Annotated in this window: 15 protein-coding genes and 1 tRNA gene; 11 read left to right on the top strand and 5 right to left on the bottom strand. The window is 74.8% G+C overall.

Going from position 1 to position 20,871, the window contains the following annotated elements; genetic code table 11:
- Positions 1-33: 33 nt before the first annotated feature.
- Together orn and I598_RS05910 are read right to left on the bottom strand one after the other, a co-directional pair.
- A complete protein-coding gene (gene orn, locus I598_RS05915) occupies positions 34-672 on the bottom strand; it encodes an oligoribonuclease (RefSeq protein ID WP_083972938.1) in 639 nt (212 codons plus the stop codon).
- 5 nt (positions 673-677) lie between these two features.
- Positions 678-923: a hypothetical protein gene (locus I598_RS05910; RefSeq protein ID WP_068202100.1), complete on the bottom strand. Its 246-nt coding sequence runs from the start codon at positions 921-923 to the stop codon at positions 678-680.
- A 183-nt stretch (positions 924-1,106) separates the two neighbouring features.
- Here I598_RS05910 and I598_RS05905 point away from each other — a divergent pair, with 183 nt between their 5' ends.
- The 11 genes from I598_RS05905 to I598_RS05855 all read left to right on the top strand — a co-directional run bounded on the left by I598_RS05905 (position 1,107) and on the right by I598_RS05855 (position 13,916).
- Positions 1,107-2,336, top strand: a complete 1,230-nt coding sequence (locus I598_RS05905) for an MFS transporter (RefSeq protein WP_068202098.1) — start codon at positions 1,107-1,109, stop codon at positions 2,334-2,336.
- A 15-nt stretch (positions 2,337-2,351) separates the two neighbouring features.
- A tRNA-Arg gene (locus I598_RS05900) sits at positions 2,352-2,427 on the top strand.
- 63 nt (positions 2,428-2,490) lie between these two features.
- Positions 2,491-2,808 (top strand): DUF3467 domain-containing protein, encoded by a 318-nt coding sequence (locus I598_RS05895; RefSeq protein WP_068202096.1) that lies wholly within the window; start codon positions 2,491-2,493, stop codon positions 2,806-2,808.
- A gap of 71 nt (positions 2,809-2,879) precedes the next feature.
- A complete protein-coding gene (locus I598_RS05890; protein ID WP_068202094.1) occupies positions 2,880-4,532 on the top strand; it encodes a GTPase in 1,653 nt (550 codons plus the stop codon).
- Positions 4,529-6,112 carry a GTPase gene (locus I598_RS05885; protein WP_068202092.1) on the top strand — a complete coding sequence of 528 codons (1,584 nt, stop codon included), beginning with the start codon at positions 4,529-4,531 and terminating at the stop codon, positions 6,110-6,112. Before I598_RS05890 ends, I598_RS05885 begins: the two co-directional genes overlap by 4 nt.
- 52 nt (positions 6,113-6,164) lie before the next feature.
- Positions 6,165-6,746 (top strand): single-stranded DNA-binding protein, encoded by a 582-nt coding sequence (locus I598_RS05880; protein ID WP_068202090.1) that lies wholly within the window; start codon positions 6,165-6,167, stop codon positions 6,744-6,746.
- Positions 6,747-6,851: 105 nt separating this feature from the next.
- Complete coding sequence (ettA, locus tag I598_RS05875) at positions 6,852-8,534, top strand: energy-dependent translational throttle protein EttA (protein WP_068202087.1); 1,683 nt, start codon at positions 6,852-6,854, stop codon at positions 8,532-8,534.
- Between the two features lie 134 nt (positions 8,535-8,668).
- On the top strand, positions 8,669-9,613 hold the full coding sequence (locus tag I598_RS05870) for an aminoglycoside phosphotransferase family protein (protein ID WP_068202085.1): 945 nt from the start codon (positions 8,669-8,671) through the stop codon (positions 9,611-9,613).
- Between the two features lie 70 nt (positions 9,614-9,683).
- Positions 9,684-11,684, top strand: coding sequence for a dynamin family protein (locus tag I598_RS05865; protein WP_083972934.1), 2,001 nt, complete (start codon positions 9,684-9,686; stop codon positions 11,682-11,684).
- Positions 11,681-13,360 (top strand): GTPase, encoded by a 1,680-nt coding sequence (locus tag I598_RS05860; RefSeq protein WP_068202084.1) that lies wholly within the window; start codon positions 11,681-11,683, stop codon positions 13,358-13,360. The genes I598_RS05865 and I598_RS05860 overlap by 4 nt, the downstream gene beginning before the upstream one ends.
- 58 nt (positions 13,361-13,418) lie before the next feature.
- Positions 13,419-13,916 carry an acyl-CoA thioesterase gene (locus I598_RS05855; RefSeq protein WP_068202081.1) on the top strand — a complete coding sequence of 166 codons (498 nt, stop codon included), beginning with the start codon at positions 13,419-13,421 and terminating at the stop codon, positions 13,914-13,916.
- Positions 13,917-14,463: 547 nt separating this feature from the next.
- Here the strand turns inward: I598_RS05855 and I598_RS05850 are convergent.
- The 3 genes from I598_RS05850 to I598_RS05840 form a co-directional block, all read right to left on the bottom strand.
- Positions 14,464-17,217, bottom strand: a complete 2,754-nt coding sequence (locus I598_RS05850) for a cellulose binding domain-containing protein (RefSeq protein WP_068202080.1) — start codon at positions 17,215-17,217, stop codon at positions 14,464-14,466.
- Positions 17,218-17,376: 159 nt separating this feature from the next.
- Positions 17,377-19,239: a SpoIVB peptidase S55 domain-containing protein gene (locus I598_RS05845; protein ID WP_068202078.1), complete on the bottom strand. Its 1,863-nt coding sequence runs from the start codon at positions 19,237-19,239 to the stop codon at positions 17,377-17,379.
- A gap of 102 nt (positions 19,240-19,341) precedes the next feature.
- Positions 19,342-20,811: a glycoside hydrolase family 10 protein gene (locus I598_RS05840; protein WP_083973550.1), complete on the bottom strand. Its 1,470-nt coding sequence runs from the start codon at positions 20,809-20,811 to the stop codon at positions 19,342-19,344.
- Positions 20,812-20,871: the final 60 nt, after the last annotated feature.

Genomic DNA, 20,871 nt, shown 5'->3' with positions numbered 1-20,871 from the left:
GTGTACATGCTCCCCGACGTGATCAGGACATCGTCAGGACGTCACCGCGGGCTTGGTGACGGACGTCTCCTTGACGCGCGCCGCGACCGCACGCGCGGTCTTCGTGTCCGGGCCGGGCTGCGGCACGAACAGGGCCTCGCGGTAGTAGCGGAGCTCGTCGATGGACTCCAGGATGTCCGCCAGCGCGCGGTGCCCGCCGTCCTTCGCCGGGGCCGCGAAGTAGACGCGGGGGAACCACCGGCGTGCCAGCTCCTTGACGGAGGACACGTCGATGATCCGGTAGTGCAGGTGCTCGACCAGCTCCGGCATGTCCCGGTCGAGGAACATCTTGTCGGTGCCGACCGAGTTGCCCGCCAGGGGCGCCTTGCGGGGGTCGGGCACGTGCTCGCGCACGTACTCCAGCACCCGCGCCTCGGCGTCGGCGAGGGTCGTGCCGGCGTCGAGCTCGGTGAGCAGCCCGGACGTGGTGTGCATGTCGCGCACGAGGTCGTTCATCTGCTCCAGCGCCGGCGCCGGGGGCCTGATGACGACGTCGACACCGTCCCCGAGGACGTTCAGCTCGGAGTCGGTGACGACGGCGGCGACCTCCACCAGCGCGTCCGCGCGGGTGTCCAGGCCGGTCATCTCGCAGTCGATCCACACGATGCGGTCGTTCGGGTTGCTCGGGCTCACGGGCCTCAGCCTACGTTCCGCGCCCCGACGTGCCGGGACACGGCGTCGTCGTGGCGTGGCGACCACAGGTGGTGCAGCCGCTCGACGGCACCGTGCCACCACAGGTGGCGGACGGTGGGCCGAGGGTCGGTCGGCGGGCGGGGACGGCGGGCGGAGCGGCGGACCTCGCGGTACCGGCGCTCGCGCTCGACGTCCGCCACCCGGTCCTCGTGGACGACCCGGTACAGGGCCATCGATTCCAGGGTGTGCATGGGAGTGTTCCTTCGTGACGTGGGTCTTGTCGGTCCGGGCCAGGGACCACCCGACCGTCCGGAGGTCGGACGGACGTCACCGCGGTGAGCCTCCAGGATGGAGGAGGGAGGGGTCGTGGTGCACGGCCTTTTCCTCCCCTTCTTCTGCGGAGGTGCCGCGCGCCCGGCCGGTACCGTGTGCCGGTGACTTCACCCGCGGCCGCGCTGCGTACGACGACGTTCCGCGTCCTCACCGCGGGCTGGGCGCTGACCAACTTCGCGGACTCCGTCCTGTCGCTGATCTTCGCGGTCTGGGTCACCGACCTCACGGGCAGCGCCGCGCTCGGCGGCGCGACCTTCGCCGTTTTCGGGGCGCCCGCGTTCGTCGCGCCCTTCCTCGGCCGCCTCGCCGACCGCGTCTCGCGACGGCGGATGCTCGTGTGGACGTACGTGGCCGGCGCCGCCGTGCTCGTCCCGCTGTTCTGGGTCTCGCAGGCGTCGCACGTGTGGCTCGTCTACGTGGTCGCCGTGGTCTACGCGACCGTCGCCTACGTCACCGCGGCCTGCCAGTCCGGGCTCCTCAAGGACCTGCTGCCGGACGAGTCCCTCGGCTTCGCCAACGGTCGGCTCGCCGCCATCGACCAGGTGTTCCGCATCTCCATGCCGCTGCTCGGCGCCGCCGTGTACGTGTGGACCGGCCCCGGGCCGCTGGTGGCCGCCGCGATCGTCGCGTTCCTCGGCGCGGCCGCCGTGTTCGCGGGCGTGCGCCTCACGGAGTCCGTCGCCACCGACGACGAGGGCGCCGGGTTCTGGCACGAGGCGCTCGACGGGTTCCGGCACCTGTTCTCCACCCCGCCGCTGGGCGGGATGACCTGGACCATCCTCGGGGCGCTCGCCGCCGTCGGCCTCGTCAACGCCGTCGCGTTCGCGATCCTCGACCACCTCGGGCTCGACGCCGCCCTGCTCGGCCCGCTCACCACGTTCCAGGGGGTGGCCGGGCTCGTCGCCGGCCTGCTGGCCGGGCGCCTCATGCTGCGGTGGGGCCGCCTGCCCGTCTTCACCGCCGGGCTGCTCGGCCTCGGGGTCGGCCTCGTGCCGCTCGCCTCCTCGAGCGTGGTGGCCGCCGTCGTCGCGATGGGGGTCGTCGGGTTCTCCGTCACGTCGTCGGTCGTCGCGTTCGTCACCGAGCGTCAGGTGATGACCCCCGCCCGGCTCCAGGGGCGCGTCGGCGCCGCGAGCCACGTCGTGCTGAACCTGCCCGGCGTCCTGGTGACGCTGGCCGGGGCCGCCGCGCTCGCCGTCGTCGACCATCGGGTCCTCGTGCTCGTCAACGCGGCGGTGTGCCTGGTCTGCGGGCTGCTGGCCCTGCGGCTGCGTGCCGTCACGGCAGGCGACCGGGGCGCGGCGACGGCGCGGGACGCCGTCGACGGGTGACTACGATGACCCTGCGCCTCCGTAGCTCAATGGATAGAGCAACGGCCTTCTAATCCGTCGGTTGCAGGTTCGAGTCCTGCCGGGGGCACCACACCCGCCGGGCCCGGGACGGCGGTACGGTCGAGGGGCCCCTGCCGCCCGTGAGAGGACCGCCATGACCGGCGCTGAGATGAAGCTCCAGATCGACCTCCCCACCGAGCACGAGACGGGCGTCCCCGCCGACTTCGCCTCCGTGTGGCACACGTCCACGTCGTTCGTCCTGGACTTCGTCGCCGCCAAGTCCCCCGCCAAGGCCGTGGTGGACCCCGCCTCGGGGGAGCAGACCGGCGGGCGGGTCATGCCGGCCCGCGTCGTGTCCCGGGTGCGGATCCCGCCGCAGCAGGTGTTCGAGCTCGCCCGGGCGCTCACCCAGCAGCTCGACGCGTGGGAGCGGGAGAACGGCCGGCCCGCGCCGGGCGCCGACGAGCACTGAACCGCGACCTGGTGCGGACCCGCGCGGCGCGCGCGTTTGGCACAGGCGCATCGGCGCGCCAGGATGAGCGCGTGACAACCACCCCTCGTTCCGGCCGCCTGCTCGGCGGGCGTGCGGACGCGGACGCGGCCGGAGAGATCGGCCTCACGGTCCACGACGTCGCCCGCGACCTGCGCCGTGACGTGGCCGACGTCCGCCTCCCGCTGCCCGTCGACGGCGCCGCGGAGGCCACCGCGTCGCGGGACCGCCTGCTCGCCCAGCTCGACGAGCACCTCCTGCCGCGGCTGCGCGAGCTCAGCTCGCCCGCCGTCGTCGTGGTGGCGGGCTCCACGGGGGCGGGCAAGTCGACCCTGTACAACTCGCTGCTCGGCGAGGAGGTGTCCGCGGCGGGCGTGCTGCGCCCCACCACGCGCGAGCCGGTGCTCGCGTTCAACCCCGCCGACGCCGACGTGATCGCCGACGGCCCGGCGACCGAGCTGTCCCGCGTGATCCACCACGCCGGGGTGCCGCGTGGCACCGCGCTGCTCGACGCGCCCGACCTCGACTCGTTCGACCAGGGGAACCGCTCCACGGCGCACCAGCTCCTCGAGGGCGCGGACCTGTGGCTGTTCGTCACCACCGCCTCGCGGTACGGCGACGCCCTGCCGTGGCAGGCGCTGTCCCGCGCCACCGAGCGCGGCGCGTCCGTGGCGATGGTGCTCAACCGGGTGCCGAAGGAGAACCTGCCGACGATCCGTGGCGACCTCATGGAGCGGCTGCGCTCCCACGGCATGACCGACACCCCTTTGTTCGTCGTGCCCGACGTCGGCCCGCACGAGGGCCTGCTGGACGAGTCCGTGGTGGCGCCCGTGAAGCGGTGGCTCACCATGCTCGCCGGGCCGGAGCGGTCGCGGGCGGTGGTCGTGCGCACCCTCAAGGGGTCGCTGCACGCGCTGCCCGCCTGGGTGACCACGCTCGCCGACGCGGTCGAGCACCAGGGCGAGGCGGTCGACGCGCTGCGCAGGGTGGTCGACGCCGAGATCCCCGCCGCCCGCAAGCTCGCCCGGGACGCGGTGCTCGCCGGGGTCGTGGCCGGGGCGTCGGTCGAGTCGCGCTGGCGCGAGCTGTCCGGCACGGTCGGCATCGACCGGATCACCGTCAAGGGCGACCGGGTGCGCAGCACACGGCGCCGGGGCCGGACCAGGTCCGCCGCCCTGGACGTGCTGCGCGACGACGTCGCGGGAGCCGCGGCGCGCACCCTCACCGCCTCCGGCGCCCGCGTCGAGGACCGGCTGCGGGGCGTGCTCACCGGCCCGACCGGACCGCCCGGCGGGAGCCACGTCACCCCCGTCGAGGCCGAGCGGGTCGCCGCGCGGGAGGCCGCCGTCCCGGCGACCGTCGCGGCGTGGACCGCGGGCGGCGACGAGCGTGTCACCGCGCTGGCGGCCGCGCCGTCCGCACCGGTGGCCGCCGCCGCGAAGGCGTTCGGGGACCGCGGGCTCGCGACCCTCCTGCTCGCCGCCGCCGCCGGCAGCGACGACGCCGTCCGGCTGCTGGGCCGGGTGGTGCCCGGCGGGCTCGCCGACGACGTCACCTGGCTGCGGGAGGACCTCGCGGCCCGCGCGGAGACCGTCGTCGACGACGAGGTCGCGGCCGTGCACGCCGCCCTCGACGCACCCGACCTGGCGGACGACGCCGCCGCCGCGCTGCGCCTGCGGCTCGCCGAGCTGAGGAGGCTCACATGACGACCTCGCACGACGCCACCCTGCAGGCCCGCACCGACGCGCTGGCCTCCGCCCTCGACCTGGCAGGCCCCCGCCTCGACGGGGCGACCGCACGCCGGGTCGCCGCCGCCGTGGAGGGCGTGCGGCAGCGGCTCGCGCTCGGCGTCGACCACACGGTGGTCGCGCTCGCCGGCGGCACCGGCTCGGGCAAGTCGAGCCTGTTCAACAAGGTGTCGCGGCTGTCCTTCGCCGACGTCGGCGTCAAGCGCCCCACCACGGCGCGCGTGACGGCCTGCTCGTGGTCGGCCGAGGCCGAGGCCCTGCTCGACTGGATCGGCGTCGACCGCGAGCGCCGCATCGCGCACAGCGAGGACCTCGAGGGCGACGGTGCGGGCGCGCTGTCCGGGCTCGTGCTGCTCGACCTGCCCGACCACGACTCCGTCGAGCCCGCCCACCGCGAGGTCGTGGACCGCGTGCTGCCGCTGGTCGACCTGCTGGTGTGGGTCGTGGATCCGCAGAAGTACGCCGACGACGCCCTGCACTCGGGCTACCTGCGGGCGCAGGTCGGGTCCGAGTCGTCGATGGTGGTGCTGCTCAACCAGGTCGACACCGTCCCGGAGACCCAGCGGCAGAACCTCGTCGAGGACCTCGACCGGCTGCTCGCCGACGACGGGCTGGAGGGCGTGCACGTCCAGCCGGTGTCGGCGCGCACCGGCGAGGGCGTGGCGCGCGTGCGCGAGATCCTCGAGGAGGCGTGCGAGCGGCGTTCCGTGGCGGCCGGCCGTGCGGCGGCGGAGCTCGACTCGGCGGCCGTCGCGCTGCTCGCCCAGGTGCCCTCCGATACGCCGTGGCAGCTCGACGCCGCCGTCGACCGCGAGCTGGAGCCCGTCGTCGAGGCCACCGGTCTCGACCAGGTCGCCAACCAGGTCGGCGCGGCGGTGCGCAACGGGTACGGCGCCCCGGACCTGCCCGCGCCCGACCGCGACGCGATCGCGCTGTCCCGCGCGCGGTGGCTCACCCGCGCGGGGGCCGCGCTGCGGCCCGGCTGGCAGCGTTCGCTCGCCGAGGCGGTCGCGGGGTCGGACGCCCTGCGCGCCGACGTCACGGCGGCGCTGCGCGACGTGGACCTCGACGTGCGGGGCCCGGCGTCGTCGCGGCTCCTGCGGCGCGCGTCGTGGGCGTGCCTCGCCGTGGGCGCGGTGCTCGCGGTCGTCGGGGTGCTCGCCCTGCTGGGCGTGGTCCCGCTGGACGACCCCTGGGGGGTCGTGGTGACCGTGGCGGGCGTGGTGCTGGTCGTCGCCGCCGGGGTCCTGGCGGCGGCGCGGACGTCGCTGCGGCGGCGGCTGGCGTCCCGGCGCACGGCGCAGGTGCGCGAGGACGGCCGGGCGGCGGTGCGCCGGGTGCTCGTCGCACGGCTGGGCGAGCCGACGCAGCGGATCCTGGGGGAGCAGCGCCAGGTGCGCGAGTCGGCCCTGGCCGCCCGCGAGGAGACGGCGGCGCGGCCGCTGACCGGGGCGCTGCGGCTGCCCACCGGGGCGGACACCTCCGCGTCGTCCACAGCCGGAGGTTCCGGGCAGGACAGGGCCGACGCCGCCGTCTGACCCTGGACCCGCGACCGGCGCACGGCCGGCCGCGGGAACCCAGGAGGACGCGATGAGCGAGGCCAGCGTGACGGTGACCGGGTACGTCGGGACGACGCCCGAGCTGCACCTGTCGGCCAACCAGGTGCCGTGGACCAGCTTCCGGGTGGCGAGCACCCGGCGGGTGCGCGACCCCCGCAGCGGCGAGTGGCGCGACGGGGCGACCACGTGGTTCACGGTCAAGGCGTTCCGGGCCGCGGCCCGCACCGTGTCGGAGTCGCTGGTGCAGGGCCAGCCCGTCGTGGTCGTCGGGCGGCTCTCCACCGACGAGTGGACGGACCGCGACGGACGCGAGCGGTGCAGCCTGGTGGTGGAGGCCGACGCCGTCGGACCGGACGCCACCCGGGGCGTCACGCGCTTCGCGCGGGTGCGGGTCGAGGCCTCCGAGGGCGAGGCCGGGGCGGGGCGCGGCCCGCAGGGTCCGGGGTCCGACCCTTGGCATGGCCCCGGCGGAGCGGTCACGGACGACCCGTGGGCCGCCGACCCGGGCGACACCCCGGGCGACGCGCCTGGAGACGCCCCCGGAGACGCCCCGGGCGAGCCGGACGCCGCGCAGGACGACCCGGCGCCCGACCGGGTCCTGGTCGACGCCTGACGGGGGAGGTCGCGTAGGCTGGGGGACCGGGCGCCCGCCGGGACCCCGGCCCGGCCGCCCCGCAATCCCTCACTCGTAGCGCGATCGAACGGTGGAACAGAGCCAGTGGCTGAGTTCATCTACTCCATGTACAAGGCGCGCAAGGCGCACGGCGACAAGGTCATCCTCGACGACGTCTCGCTGAACTTCCTGCCCGGCGCGAAGATCGGCGTCGTCGGCCCCAACGGTGCCGGCAAGTCGACGATCCTCAAGATCATGGCGGGCATCGACCAGCCGTCGAACGGCGAGGCGCGGCTGTCCCCGGGCTACTCGGTGGGCATCCTGCTGCAGGAGCCGCCCTTGAACGAGGAGAAGACGGTCCTCGGCAACGTCGAGGAGGCGGTCGGGCCGATCAAGGCGAAGATCGACCGCTTCAACGAGATCTCCGCGCTCATGGCGGAGCCCGACGCCGACTTCGACGCGCTGATGGGCGAGATGGGCGAGCTCCAGGAGGCCATCGACGCGGCCGACGCGTGGGACCTCGACTCCCAGCTCGAGCAGGCGATGGACGCGCTGCGCTGCCCGCCGCCGGACGCCGACGTGTCCGTGCTGTCCGGTGGTGAGCGCCGCCGCGTCGCGCTGTGCAAGCTGCTCCTGGAGAAGCCCGACCTGCTGCTCCTCGACGAGCCCACCAACCACCTGGACGCCGAGTCCGTGCTGTGGCTCGAGCAGCACCTGGCGACCTACCCCGGCGCGATCCTCGCCGTCACCCACGACCGGTACTTCCTCGACCACGTCGCGGAGTGGATCTGCGAGGTCGACCGCGGCCGCCTCTACCCGTACGAGGGCAACTACTCCACCTACCTGGAGAAGAAGCAGGAGCGTCTGGCCGTCCAGGGCAAGAAGGACGCCAAGCTCGCCAAGCGCCTCAAGGACGAGCTCGAGTGGGTGCGGTCGAACGCGAAGGGCCGCCAGACCAAGTCCAAGGCGCGTCTGGCCCGCTACGAGGAGATGGCGGCCGAGGCGGAGCGGACGCGGAAGCTCGACTTCGAGGAGATCCAGATCCCCGCGGGCCCGCGCCTGGGCAGCGTGGTCCTGGAGGCGGAGAAGCTCGAGAAGGGCTTCGACGACCGCCAGCTCATCGACGGTCTGAGCTTCACCCTGCCGCGCAACGGCATCGTCGGTGTCATCGGCCCGAACGGCGTCGGCAAGACGACGCTGTTCAAGACGATCGTGGGCCTGGAGCCGCTCGACGGCGGCGAGCTCAAGGTCGGCGAGACCGTGAAGATCTCCTACGTCGACCAGTCGCGCGGTGGCATCGACCCGAAGAAGACCCTGTGGGAGGTCGTCTCCGACGGCCTCGACTTCATCAAGGTCGGCAACGTCGAGATCCCGTCGCGCGCGTACGTCGCGTCGTTCGGCTTCAAGGGCCCGGACCAGCAGAAGCCCGCGGGCGTGCTGTCCGGCGGCGAGCGCAACCGCCTCAACCTGGCGCTCACCCTCAAGCAGGGCGGCAACCTGCTGCTGCTCGACGAGCCCACCAACGACCTCGACGTCGAGACCCTCGGCTCCCTGGAGAACGCCCTGCTGGAGTTCCCCGGCTGCGCCGTCGTGGTCTCCCACGACCGGTGGTTCCTCGACCGTGTGGCCACGCACATCCTCGCCTACGAGGGCACCGAGGAGGACCCGGCGAACTGGTACTGGTTCGAGGGCAACTTCGCGTCCTACGAGGAGAACAAGGTCGAGCGCCTCGGTGCCGACGCGGCGCGCCCGCACCGCGTCACCTACCGTCGCCTCACGCGCGACTGACCGTCCGGCACGGGTGCCACGACGCCCCCGGGACCCGTCGGTCCCGGGGGCGTCGTGCTGCTCGGGACCAGGTGGGCGCCTCCTCCGCCCGAAAGGGGTTGCCCTCCCGACCGCGGGACGGCCAGGGTCGGTGGATGCGTCGTCGCCCCACCTGGTCCGAGCTGCCGCCGTCCGTCCGCGCCGCGGTCGAGGCGCGGCTCGGCACGCGCGTCACCGCGGCGACCAGCCACGACGGCGGGTACTCGCCGGGGCTGGCCTCCACCCTCTCCACGGCCGCCGGCCCGGTGTTCGTCAAGGCCGTGCCCGTGGCCGAGGAGTTCTCGGCGCGCGTCTACCGCCAGGAGGTCGAACGGTCGTCGGTGCTGCCACCGGACGTGCCCGCCCCGCGGGCGCGCTGGGTGCTGGACGTCCCGGCGGACGGCACCGAGGGCGGCTGGGTCGCGGTCGCCTTCGACGCGGTCCCCGGACGCGCGCCGCGGACGCCGCTGATCGGCCCCGAGCTCGGCGCCGTCGCACGCCTGGCCCGGGAGATCGGTGCCGTCGAGATCGCCCCGGGTGTGCTGCCCGAGCTCGCGGACGAGCTCGACGTCACCTGCACGGCGGACCTGGCAGCGGACCGTCCGCCGGGACTCGCCACCTACGACCCGTGGTTCGTCGAGCACCTCGACGACCTGGCGGCCCTCGAGGAGCACGCGGCGGCGGCCGCCCGCGGGGGTGCGCTGGTCCACGGCGACCTGCGGGCGGACAACGCGGTGCTCGTCGGCCCCGGCGACGACCTGCGCGCCGTCGCCGTGGACTGGCCGTACGCCAACCGTGGCGCCGCGTTCTTCGACCTGGTCGGGATGCTGCCCGCCGTCCAGGCGGAGGGTGGCCCCGCGCCGGAGGAGGTGCTGGCGCGCCACCCGCTCCCGGCGGGCACCGACGACGACGCCGTCACGGCGGTCCTGGTGGCCCTGGTCGGCTACTTCGTCGCGAGGTCCCTGGAGCCGGACCCGCCGGGCATCCCGCACGTGCGGGCGTTCCAGCGCGCCCAGGGTGCGGCGGGGATCGCCTGGCTGCGCCGCCGCCTGCGTGCCTGACGCCCCGACCTCCCGACACGGCGGCCCGGGGGTACCTGCGCGGAACGTCCGATGTGTGCAGACTGGGCACATGACCGAGACCGGACCGCAGGACGACCCCGTCGAGCCGTCCGACCCCACGGTCGGCGAGGTCTCCGCGAACTCGGCTCTCACCCCCGACGTCGGCACCGCCGCCCTGCTGGACGCCCTGGACACCCTGCGCGCCCGCTTCGGTGCGCTGCGTCTGCCGCTCGACGTCCCGGGCGTCCACGCCGCCCGGACGGACCTGGCGCGAGCCACGGACCAGCTCGACGACTACCTGCTGCCGCGGCTGCGGGCGGAACGAGCGCCGCTGCTGGTCGTCGTCGGCGGGTCCACCGGCGCCGGGAAGTCCACCCTCGTCAACTCCCTGCTCGGCGAGCAGGTCACGACGCCGGGCGTGCTGCGCCCCACCACGCGCTCGCCAGTGCTGGTCCACCACCCGCTCGACGGCCGCTGGTTCACCGGCGACCGCGTGCTGCCGGGACTGGCCCGCGTCGAGTCGCACGCCGAGGCTCCGCGCGACGGTTCCGCGCGGGCGCTGCGCCTCGTGGCGAGCGGCAACCTGCCCCAGGGCCTCGCCCTGCTGGACGCCCCCGACGTGGACTCCGTGGAGGAGGCGAACCGGGACCTCGCCGCCCAGCTCCTCGGGGCGGCCGACCTGTGGCTCTTCGTCACCACCGCCGCCCGCTACGCCGACGCCGTCCCCTGGGACCTGCTCACCACGGCCGCCGGGCGACGGGCCCAGGTGGCGCTGGTCCTGGACCGCGTCGACCCGGGCGTCGAGGAGGTCGCCGACGACCTGCGACGACTCATGACCGAGCACGGCCTGCGCGACGCGTCGCTGTTCGTCGTCCCCGAGTCGGCGGGCGAGGGCATGGTCGACGGCCTGCTGCCCGAGCCCGCCGTCGGCGAGCTCGCGACGTGGCTGTCGGGGCTCGGCGGCGACCCGGAGTCGCGGGCACGCGTCATCGCGGCCACGCGCGACGGCGTCGTCGACGACCTGGTGCGTCGCGCCGGCACCCTCGCGGACGCCGCCGACGCCCAGCGGGCCGCGGACGGCAGGCTGCGGGACGCCGTCGAGCGCCACCACGCCGAGGCGCTGCGCCAGGTCGAGGCGGCGACGTCCGACGGCGCGCTGCTGCGCGGCGAGGTGCTGGCCCGCTGGCAGGACTTCGTCGGCACCGGCGAGTTCTTCCGCGCCCTGGAGGCGGGCGTCGGCAAGGTGCGGGACGCCGTCGGCCGGTTCTTCCGCGGGAGGCCCAAGGAGGCGCCGCAGGTCGAGCAGGCCATCGCCCACGGGGTGGAGTCGGTGGTGCTCGACGCCGCCGAGCAGTCCGCGGAACGCACCTACGCCGACTGGCGCGGCGACCCGGCCGGGGCGGGGCTGCTCGACGGGCTGGAGCTGTCCCGCACCGCGCCGAACCTGCGCCCCGAGGTCGCCGCCGCGATCCGTGCCTGGCAGGGCGACGTGCTCGCCCTGGTGCGCGAGCAGGGCGAGTCCCGCCGCGGCACCGCCCGCGCGCTGTCGTTCGGCCTCAACGCGCTCGGCGTCAGCCTCATGATCGTCGTCTTCGCCTCCACCGCCGGGCTCACCGGCCTGGAGGTCGGCATCGCGGGCGGCACCGCCGTCGCCGCCCAGAAGCTGCTCGAGGCCGTGTTCGGCGACGACGCCGTCCGACGTCTCGCCGCCGAGGCGAAGGAACGGCTCACCGCCCGCGTCGACGCCGTCCTGCGCGGGCAGGCCGCCCGGTACACCGCCCAGCTCGACGCCCTCGGCACCGACGACGTGCGCGGCGACCGCCTGCGCGACGCCGCCACCGGTGTCGCGGAGGCCGCCCGCACCGAGCGGTCCCGGCGCCCGACCTCCGACGACGGGCTCACCCGGCCGTGGAGCGGTGGGCTGCTGCGTGGCGCCGGGACCTTCCGGCCGCCCACCGGGCCGCACGGCGTGCCCCGCGTGCCGGGCACGGGCACGGAGACCACCGACGCCACCGAGGCGCCGCGCCGCACACCGTTCTGGCGGCGTTGGCGCCGCGGGGAGGACGCATGAAGCCCGCCGACCTGGCCACCCGCACCACCGCGCTCGAGTCCGCGGTCGCCGCCGGGGAGGGCCGCCTCGACCCGGCGCTGCTGGTGTCCGCGCGGGCCGTCGTCGGCCGGGCGCGCGAGCGTGGCGGCCTCAGCGCCGAGCACACGGTCGCCGCGCTCGCGGGCGCGACCGGGTCCGGCAAGTCCAGCGTCCTCAATGCCGTCGCCGGGGCCGACCTCGCCGAGCCCGGCGTGCGGCGCCCCACGACCTCGCACGCGCTGGCGGCCGTGTGGGGCGACGGTGCCGACGCGCTCCTCGACTGGCTGGACGTGCCACGTCGCCACGAGATGGAACCGTCCGACGAGGCGCCCACGGCCACCGGCCTGCTGCGGCGCACCCGCACGCCGGTCGGGATCACGACGGGCCTGGTGCTGCTCGACCTGCCCGACCACGACTCCGTCGTCGTCGAGCACCGGGTGCGCGCAGAGCGACTGGTGGAGCGCGCCGACCTGCTGGTGTGGGTCGTAGACCCGCAGAAGTACGCCGACGCCGCCCTGCACGAGCGCTACCTGAGGCCGCTCGCCGGGCGCAGCGACGTCGTCGTGGTGGCGCTGAACCACGCCGACCGCCTCGCCCCGGCCGAGCGGGACGCCGTGCTGGAGGACCTGCGCCGCCTCGTCGCCGCCGACGGTCTCGCCGGCGCCACCGTGCTCGCCGTGTCCGCCCGCACGGGCGAGGGCGTGGACCGGCTGCGGAGCCTGCTGGCGGACGCCGCGCGCCGCCGCGAGGCCGCCACGGCGCGCCTCGCCGCGGACACCCGGGCCGTGGCCCGCGAGGTCGTGGCGGCGTGCGGCGACGCGCCCCCGGCCCGCGCCGCCGACCGGGCCCAGGGCGCGCTGGTCGACGCCCTCGAGGACGCCGCCGGTGTCACCACCGTCGTGGAGGCCGTCCGCAGGTCGGCGCGGCGCGACGCCCACCTCGCCACCGGCTGGCCCGTGACCCGCTGGTTCGCCCGCTTCCGCAAGGACCCGCTGCGTCGGCTCGGGCTGCGCCGCGACGAGGTGCGCGTCCCCGTCGAGCGCCCCGACCTGCAGCACACGTCGCTGCCGCAGTCGCGGCCGAGCGTGCGCGCGGCCACGGCGACGGCGGTGCGCACGTACGTCGACGAGGTGACGGCCGGAGCCCCCGACGCCTGGGTGCTGACCGCCCGGGCGAAGGGCACGGACGCGACCGACCGGCTCCCCGACGCCCTCGACCTGGCGGTCGCGTCGACCCGGCTGGAGGAGGCGCGCCGACCGTTCTGGTGGCGGGCCGTCGGGTTCCTCCAGTGGCTGCTGCTCGCCGCCGCCGTGGTCGGGCTGGCCTGGCTCGGCGTCGACGCGCTGCTCGCCTACCTCCAGCTCCCGCCGCTGCTCACCCCGGACCTGACGATCGACCTCACTCGGTGGGGCGGCGGCACGTTCGAGGTGCCGTGGCCCACCGTGCTCGCCGTCGGCGGGATCGTCGCCGGGCTGCTGCTCGCCCTGCTGGGCCGCCTGCTCGGCGCCGTCGGGGCGCGGCGTCGCGCGGCGCGGGTGCGGCGCCGCCTGCGGGAGTCCGTCGTGGCGGTCGCCGTCGAGCAGGTGCGCGTCCCCGTCGCCGAGGAGCTCGACGCCCTGTCGGCCTGCCGGACGGCGGCCCGCACCGCGGCGTCCTGACCCGCGCCGAGGCGGCCGCTCCCACGGACCGCACGGCCGGACGTGCGACGATGCGGGGATGAGTCGCCTGCACGTGCCCGTCTCCCTGCGCTGGTCGGACCTCGACGCCTACCAGCACGTCAACAACGTCGCGATGTTCCGGCTCCTGGAGGACGCCCGCATCACCGCGTTCTGGCGGCACCCGGAGGCGGAGGACCCGTGGCCGACGGCGATCCTCGACACCGGCCCGCACGCGACGAGCCACACGCTGGTCGCCGGGCAGCAGATCGAGTACCTGCGGCCCCTCGGTTTCTCCCGCGACCCGGTGCGGGTGGAGATGTGGATCGGGTCCCTCGGCGGGGCGTCGCTGGAGGTCTGCTACGAGGTGCACGACGGCGGCCCGGCCGGGTTCGCGCGCACGGGTCCGGCCTCGGGGGCCGCGCCGTACACGCGCGCCGTGACGACCATCGTCCTCATCGACGCCGCCACGGGGCGCCCGCGACGGCTGTCGGACGACGAGCGGGCCGTGTTCGGTGAGTTCGTCGGGGAGCCGATCGAGTTCCGCCGTCGTCGCTGACGAGTCCGCGAGTCAGCACTCACTGACGCGAGTCAGCGTGAAACTCGTTCAGTCAGCGCACGAGGGCGCGAGTCAGCGTGAACTTCGTTCAGTCAGCGCTCATCGGCGCGAGTCAGCGTGAACTTCGTTCAGTCAGCGCACGACGGCGGGGCGTGGTCCGACCTCGGGAGATCCGCCCTGCTGCGCACACCGGCGAGCTGCTGCAGTTGCGGTACGGAGCTCGAGCCAACTCGCTCACCGCATCCGCAGAACTGGCCCGACGACGGTCGCTGACTGAGCGAAGTTCATGCTGACTGGGCGAATCCTGCGCTGACTCGCGCCGTCGTGCGCTGACTGAACGAAGTTCACGCTGACTCGCGCCGGGCTGTGCTGACTGGGCGGATCCTGCGCTGACTGGGCGGATCCTGCGCTGACAGGGCGGATCCTGCGCTGACTGGGCGGATCCTGCGCTGACTGGGCGGATCTTGCGCTGACTGGCGCTGTGCACGCCGACGGCGCAGGCGGGACGAGCCGCCTGCGCCGTCGGTGGTCGTGCGCCGGGTGGCGCTCAGGTGGTGGTGCAGGCCTCACCGTTCGCGGTCAGGTCGGTCACGGGGCCGGGCGTGCCGGACCCGATGAACCCGACGGTGGCCGACGCGCCGGGGGCGAGGTCGGTCTGCCAGCCGGGCGCGGCGGCGGTCGCGGTGGTGCCGGTCTGGGACACGGTGCCGCCCCAGCCCTGCACGAGCGTCTCCCCGCCGGTGAACGCCCAGGTCAGCGTCCACGACGACAGGGGCGCCGCGCCGGTGTTCCGCACCGTCGCCTCGCCCTGGAAGCCGCCCGGCCACCGGCCGACGACCGTGTACGTGGCCGCGCAGCTGCCCGCCGGCGGCGTCGTGGGCGACGTGGACGGGCTCGGTGACGGGTCGGGCGTGGTCGACGGGCTCGGTGACGGGTCGGGGGAGACCGTCGGGGTCGCCGACGGGGTGGGTCCGGGCGTCGGCTGGAGGCCGTCGAACTCGCCGACGATCACCCCGCGACCGTTGGTCCCGACGTACACCCGGCCGTAGACGTCCGGGTCGCCGGTGATGGCGGCTCCCGTCCAGGCGTACTGGTGGGCGTCGTCGTTGATCCGCACCCAGGTCGCCCCGGCGTCGTCGGACCGGAAGATGCCGCGTACCCCGTCGATCTTCGACGACGTGTACACCGCCGGGTGGTCGTGACCGTCGGCGGCCTTGCCGAAGCCGATCGTGTCGCCCTCCTCCACGCCCGCCACCGGGGTGAACGTCGCGCCGTAGTCGGTCGAGCGCCACAGGCCGTACACGTCGTCGGTCTCGCCGCCGGCGACCCAGACGTGCCCGGCCTTGCCCGGGACGGTCTCGACGTGGTGCCTGCCCGCGGCGGGCAGCCCCGTCGCGGCGGACGCCGTGAACGACGCGCCGCCGTCGCGCGACGTGTAGAACGTGCCGCCGGAGAACGCGTAGAAGGCCTGCGGGTCCTCCTTGTCCGACCGCACGGTGGCACCCGCGGGGACGCCGGTGGACGCGGTCCACGACGACCCGAGCGTGGTCGAGCGGTGCACGCCCGTGCCCGCCGGGCTCCACACGATCGTGGCGCCGTCGGCGGACATCGCGACGTTGCCCGGCCCGGTCACGCCGCTCGGCTGCTGCCCGGCCCACCAGGAGTCGCCGTCCGACGTGGACACGCCCAGGTACTGGTCGCCACCGGTGCCGACGCGCACCATCGTGGCGGGCTTCTTCCAGGCGACGTCGAGGCTCAGGACGCCCGAGTGGTACGGCTGGGTGTACGCGAACTTCGCCGGCACCTGCGTGATGTCGTGGTGCACGAAGCCGCCGATGTCGTACATCCCGGAGACCAGCTCGACGGCGCCGGGCGGGGCGACGAGGTCCTGGATCGCGGTCTCCTCGATGCCCTGCGCCTTGACGGAGATGTCGACGGTCCCGCCGGTGTCCCACGCGGTGAGGTTCTCGCCGCCGTAGACGGTCGCGCCCGTGCCGTAGAGGAAGGCGTCGGAGTCGAACGGGTCGATCTCGAACGACTCCATCATCCAGCCGAGCTTCGGGCTGTCCTCCGGCGCGGTGCCCGCGCTGCCGAAGTCCAGCCAGGGGGCGCCGGAGACGTCGAGCGTGTAGTGCTTGGTGCGGGCGGGGTACCCGGCCCACTCCCAGATCGGCTTCCACGTCTCGCCGCGGTCCGTCGACCGGTAGACCTGGTTGTCCGGCCACCACGACATCTGGGAGGTGACGACGAGCGTGTCCGGGTCCTGCCGGTCGACGGACAGGCCCGAGTAGCCGAAGTGGGCGTCGGGGCTGTCGGACGGCACGGGGGAGATGTCGGTCCAGGTGCCCGACGCGGTGTCGAGCCGCCAGACCTCGCCGAGCCCGCCGTCGTAGGGGCCGCCGGTGGACGACGTCGTCACGTAGAGCTGCCCGTCGGCGAGCTCGGCCTTGTGCGGGAGGAACCCGGTGGGCTGACCGGCGACCCGCTGCCAGGTGGCCCCGGCGTCGGTGGAGCGGTAGACGTTGTTCTCCTTGTCCGCGACACCGACGTAGAGCGTCGGGGTGGGGGAGCCCGCCGTGCCGGACGACTCGTCGAACACCGTCCAGAGCACGCCCTGGTTGGTGGTGCCGTACTCGCCGGTGTCGTCGGGGTCGGCGACGTAGTTGCCGGGGTTCGGGAAGCTGGTGACCTCCGACCAGGTCACGCCGGAGTCCGTGGATCGCCACAGGCCGTGGCCGCCCTCGCTGCCCAGGTAGAGCACCCGGTGGTCGTTCGGGTCGATCATGAGCCGCTCACCCATGCCGCGCCCGGGCATGTTCCCGCCGACCTGGAACGGCAGCACGGTCCTCTGCCACGTCTCGCCGCGGTCCCGCGAGCGCAGCACGGCGCCGTCGTTCGGGTCCCACGAGTTCGTGTAGGTGCCGGCCAGGACGTAGACGTTGTCGGGGTCGACGGGGTCCGTGGCGAGCGACAGCACGCCGGAGTAGCTCCAGTCGTCCCAGCCGACGTGGTCCAGCAGCGGTACCCAGCGCCCGGTGGCCTGGTCGAGACGGTAGGCGCCGCCGATGTCGGTGCGGGCGTAGACGAGTCCCTGCTCGCCCTCGTTGTAGACGATGCCGGGGACGAACCCGCCCCCGACGATCTCCACGTTGCCCCAGGCGTAGTCCGCCACGACGCTCGTCGGGGCGGAGCCGGTGATGGTGCCGAGCGGTGCGGCGGGGGTCTGGGCGACGGCGACGCCCACCCCCGCGGCGAACAGCCCGGTCGTCGCCAGCGCGGCGACGGTGGGTCGACGTCTCATCCGTGGTCACTCCCTCGTGCGGACGGCGGGGCGCACACGCAGACGGTGGCCCGCGGGCACGGCACCGTGCCCGCGAGCCACCGTAGGTGAAGCGCTTCGACCCTGACAGGGAGGGCGGGGCGCCGAACCGTTTAGGCGACGGTCCGGCGCCCCGGGGGACTAGCGGGTGACCTTGACCCGCACCGACTTGTACCCGCCGACGACCCGGGGCAGCGGGTCCGTGGTCGTGGTGCGCTGGAGCGCGGTCCGGCCGGTTCCGACCTGCAGGGCGAGGCGGACCTCGTCGTTGCCCTGGTTGGTGCGCAGCGCCGTCCGCACGGCCTCGAACGAGGGCCGCACCTCGAAGAACTCGCCCTGGAACAGGTTCCCGCCGACGACCTCGACGAACCCGGTGTCACCGCGGTAGCGTTTCGGGACCTTCGTCGTGTGCCGGAAGGTGCGGGTCACGCCGTCCGACCCGGCGAGGGTGACGCGCAGCTTCAGCTCCTTGCCGCCCTTGACCTTGGCCCGCTTGCCGGTGACGTCGACCCACCGGCCCTGCACGCGCTGCTCGATCTTCGCCACCCGGTAGGTGCGCATGTCGTCGCTGGTGCGCACGTCGTGGACCACGGAGGTGACGGTGGTGCCGGGCGCCGCGGACAGCGCCTGGACGACGGCCGAGACGTCGAAGACGCCCTCCCACCCGATGTCGTACGTCGAGCGGTACCGGTCCGCGTAGCGCAGCGTGTAGGGCTTGCCGGCGTGGGTGGCCCGGATGGTCCAGGACTGCCGCTGGGACCCGCGGATCCAGCCGTCCGCCACCCGGTCGTGGTTGGAGTTCGTCGCGAAGAACGCGACGTCGCCGAGGACGCCCTTGTTGAGGACCTTCGTCGTGCCGGTGCGCGACGTGCCGTGGTAGCTCACCTTCGAGGTGACCGTGGCCGCGGCGGGTGCCGCGCCGAACGTGCCCGCGATGCCGGCGAGCCGGTCGTCGGTGATCGTGCCGCCGAGCGCGCCGACGTTCGCGACCTTGAACGGGACGCCGAGCGGGTCCTCCTGGACGTACACGGCGTCCGCCGCGGCGAGACCCATCCGGGCCGGGCCGGACCAGTTCATGGGGTGGCCGAACGCGACCATGCGGGAGCCGCACACGGACGTCACGGTGCCGACGCCCGCCATCGTGATGTCACCGTGGGACAGGACGGCCGCGACGTTCCCGCCCGCGACGACGGAGTCGACGCTCGCGGCCGCGGCGCTGCTCGACCGGCCGATGCGGTAGGAGTCCGCGTCGATCATCGACGTGCCGCGCTCCTTCGCGGACTTCTGGGCCCGGGCCAGGCTGATCCCGCCGACGCCGACGGGCATCGGGAGCTGGCGCAGGCCCTGACCGGCCTCCGCGCGCGTCGCGTCGGTCTGCGCGGCGATGCGGTTCGCCATCGTCGAGCCGACCTTGACCGTGGTCGGGGCGGAGCCGCCGCCGGCCCCGCCGAGGTAGCGCGCCATGTCCCCGAAAGGCGTGATCCCGGCGACGGGCGAGCTGCCGGCGGCGAGCCCGTAGGCGATGGCACCGATCAGGCGGCCGTCCTGCGCGTACACGGGCGAGCCGGACATGCCCTGCCAGATCCCGCCGGCCTTCTCGATGGCGGGGGAGTCGAGCTCGGCGACGATCAGGTCGAGACCGGGGGCGATGCCGTCGGCGACCACGCCGAGGACCTCACCGGTGAACTCCTGCGGCGTGGTGCCCTTGCTCACCGTGAGACCGGTGACGGGCGCGCCGCTGGTCACCTCGCCGACGGGGAAGGGCGCCGCGCAGTCCGCGGCGGGGGCCGTCGCCAGCGGTGCTGCCGCGAGCGGCGCCGCCGTGGCGGGCGTCGCGGCGACGAGCGACGCCGCGAGAAGGGTGGCGGCCGTGCCGGCTGCCACCGTGGTGGTGGCGCGGCGGGCCGCGGTGCGGGCGGCGGGCCGCCGGGAGGGGGTACGTCGTGCGGAGGCGTCGTCGCCTCGGGCCGGCACGGGGCCGTCGCCCAGGTTCTGCGTGGTCATGGGCACAGCCTCCACCCTGCGGAGGGTGCGCACGCGCCACTTGAGGCGATTCGGAGGGTGAACCGGTGGCCGCGTCGCCGCGGCCACCGGTAGTCCCTCGTGTCACCCGCAGGTGGTGCCGTTCACGGTGACCCCGGACGGGGCGGACGTGTCGCCCGAGTGCCCGGCGTTGTAGCCCACCTGCACCGTGCCGCCCGGCGGGACGCTGCCGTTCCAGGCGGCGTTCGTCGCCGTCAGGACGGAGCCGGACTGCGCCCACTGCGCCGACCAGCCCTGCTGGAGCGACTGCCCACCCGGGAGCGTCGCCCGCAGGGTCCAGGACGTCCACGGCGTGCCGCCGGTGTTCCGGATCGTCACCGACCCGGTGTAGCCGGAGTTCCAGGCGTTGACCCCCCAGGTCACGGAACAGGTCGTCCCGGGCTCTCCGGTGGGATCGGGCGAGGGGCTGGTGGTCGGCGTCGGGTCGGGAGACGGGGAGCCCTCGACCGCCGCGCCGAGCGCCTCCGCGACGGCCGTGTACGCGGGCTTCGCCTGGTACTGCGCGTCCCACGGCAGCGCCGCACCCTGGCCGCTGAACACGCCCGGCACCCAGGAGTGGCCGTCGTCGATCCCCCAGACGGTCACACCGTCGCAGCGGGCCACGGCCAGGCAGGCCTCGACCACGGTGCGGTAGTCGCGGGCCTGCTGGGCGAGCGCGCTCGCCGACGCCGGGACGGTGGTGCGGATGTCGAGCTCGGTGATCCGCACGTCGACGCCGAGGTCGGCGAACCGCTGCAGGTTCTGCCGGTAGGTGCTCGGCACCTGCCCGACGATGAGGTGGGACTGGAAGCCCACGCAGTCGATCGGGGCGCCCTGCGCCTTCAGGCTCACGACCAGGTCGTACATCGCCGTCGACTTCGCGTTGACGCCGTCGGTGTTGTAGTCGTTGAGGCACAGCTTCGCCGAGGGGTCGGCCTGCCGCGCGCGCCGGAGCGCGTCGGCGACGTAGCCGTCGCCGAGCACCCGCTGGAACACGCTCGGGCGGCGGGTGCCGTCGTCGTTCCAGAGCTCGTTGACGACGTCCCAGGCGACGACGTCCCCGGCGTACCGGCCCGCGACGGCGTCGATGTGGTCGTACATCGCGTCGCGCAGGTCGGCGGGGGCGGTGAGGCTCTCCACCCAGCCGGGGAGCTGGGAGTGCCAGACGAGCGTGTGGCCGTAGAGGTCGGCGTCGTTCGCCGTGGCGAACGCGGCGACCTGGTCGGCCTGGCCGAACGAGAACGAGCCCCGGGTGGGTTCGGTGGCGTCCCACTTCATGGCGTTCTCGGCGACGACGAGGCTGAACTCCCGCTCCGCGATCGCCCGGTACCCGGGGTCGGACAGGTGACCGGGGCTCAGCGCGAAACCCACGGTGATCCCGTGGTCGTCGGCGGCGTCCCGCCAGGGCTCGAACGTCGGCTCGGCGGCCTGTGCGGGCGTCAGGGCGCCCCCGACGAGTGCGGCCCCGGCGACGGCGACGAGGGCGGTCGTGGCCAGGGCGGCGACGCTGCGGCCCCGTCGGCTGTGGTAATCGATTTCGAACTCCGTGCGCATCATGTCCTCCGTGCGAGGTGGAGCCCGCGGCCGGGACTCGGTCGTCCCGGCCGCGGGAGA

This window comes from Isoptericola dokdonensis DS-3 (assembly GCF_001636295.1).
GTDB lineage: Bacteria > Actinomycetota > Actinomycetes > Actinomycetales > Cellulomonadaceae > Isoptericola > Isoptericola dokdonensis.
Note: the sequence above shows the minus strand (reverse complement) of the source record. Positions and strands in the feature narration are given on the sequence as shown.

What these genes read in the sequence shown, in the direction of transcription:
- I598_RS05855 (WP_068202081.1), top strand. Translation starts at nt 13,419, where the DNA reads ATGAGTCGCCTGCACGTGCCCGTCTCCCTGCGCTGGTCGGACCTCGAC.
- I598_RS05865 (WP_083972934.1), top strand. Translation starts at nt 9,684, where the DNA reads ATGACCGAGACCGGACCGCAGGACGACCCCGTCGAGCCGTCCGACCCC.
- I598_RS05870 (WP_068202085.1), top strand. Translation starts at nt 8,669, where the DNA reads ATGCGTCGTCGCCCCACCTGGTCCGAGCTGCCGCCGTCCGTCCGCGCC.
- I598_RS05860 (WP_068202084.1), top strand. Translation starts at nt 11,681, where the DNA reads ATGAAGCCCGCCGACCTGGCCACCCGCACCACCGCGCTCGAGTCCGCG.
- I598_RS05885 (WP_068202092.1), top strand. Translation starts at nt 4,529, where the DNA reads ATGACGACCTCGCACGACGCCACCCTGCAGGCCCGCACCGACGCGCTG.
- I598_RS05880 (WP_068202090.1), top strand. Translation starts at nt 6,165, where the DNA reads ATGAGCGAGGCCAGCGTGACGGTGACCGGGTACGTCGGGACGACGCCC.
- I598_RS05895 (WP_068202096.1), top strand. Translation starts at nt 2,491, where the DNA reads ATGACCGGCGCTGAGATGAAGCTCCAGATCGACCTCCCCACCGAGCAC.
- I598_RS05850 (WP_068202080.1), bottom strand. Translation starts at nt 17,217, where the DNA reads ATGAGACGTCGACCCACCGTCGCCGCGCTGGCGACGACCGGGCTGTTC.
- I598_RS05910 (WP_068202100.1), bottom strand. Translation starts at nt 923, where the DNA reads ATGCACACCCTGGAATCGATGGCCCTGTACCGGGTCGTCCACGAGGAC.
- I598_RS05840 (WP_083973550.1), bottom strand. Translation starts at nt 20,811, where the DNA reads ATGCGCACGGAGTTCGAAATCGATTACCACAGCCGACGGGGCCGCAGC.
- I598_RS05845 (WP_068202078.1), bottom strand. Translation starts at nt 19,239, where the DNA reads ATGACCACGCAGAACCTGGGCGACGGCCCCGTGCCGGCCCGAGGCGAC.